Origin of the sequence: Paracoccus angustae, from assembly GCF_042648745.1 — a bacterium.
Lineage (GTDB): Bacteria > Pseudomonadota > Alphaproteobacteria > Rhodobacterales > Rhodobacteraceae > Paracoccus > Paracoccus angustae.
Window position 1 is genome coordinate 1 of sequence record NZ_JBHRXY010000128.1, and the last position, 714, is coordinate 714.

At 66.2% G+C, this 714-nt stretch carries 1 protein-coding gene; it reads left to right on the plus strand.

Translation table 11 applies throughout. From position 1 onward, the window contains the following. Positions 1-103 precede the first annotated feature (103 nt). A partial coding sequence (locus tag ACFOM8_RS23060) for a ParB/RepB/Spo0J family partition protein (RefSeq protein ID WP_377764692.1) occupies positions 104-714 on the plus strand: 611 nt, incomplete at its 3' end.

The following is a 714-nucleotide window of genomic DNA, read 5'->3' on the forward strand; positions in this document are numbered from 1 at the left end:
CCTGATCCAGCACGGCGCACTTTGACAAAGCCCGCCCTGCCCCCACGGCAATGAGGGCAGGGCATCCATAACAAAAACCATCCGTCGCAAAAGGACCATTCCCATGAAGCGCGAAACCATCGCCCCCGCCTCCATCCAGTATTTCCCGCTGGCCCAACTCTATGTCTCCGACCTGAACCCGCGTCAGGACGCCGACCCGGAGGGGATCGACCTGCTGGCCGACAGCCTTGCCATGATCGGCCTGATCCAGAACCTGTCCGGCATCCTCGATGGAGAGGGCCGCGTGGGCATTGTCGCGGGAGGCCGCAGGCTGCGGGCCATTGCCCGTGCCGTCGAGCGTGACGCCACCGTGACCGAACGCCACCCGGAACTGGCTTCCATCCCCGTCCGCATCGCACCCGACGAGGCCACTGCCCGCGCATGGGCCAGTGCCGAGAACGCGGCGCGGGAGGATCTGGCCCCCGCTGACGAGATCCGCGCCTATGGCCGGATGAAGGAGGCAGGCGCAGACGTGTCGGCCATTGCCCGCAGCTTCGGCAAGACCGAGGCCCATGTGTATCGCCGCCTTGCCTTGGCAGCCCTGCCCGCCCCGGTTCTGGACGCGCTGAAAGAGGGCCAGATCAGCCTTGGCATGGCGAAAGCCTTTACCGTGTCGCAGGACGAGGCATTGACCCTGACTGTTCTGGCCGAGGTGAAGGGCCGCGACGTGTCGGA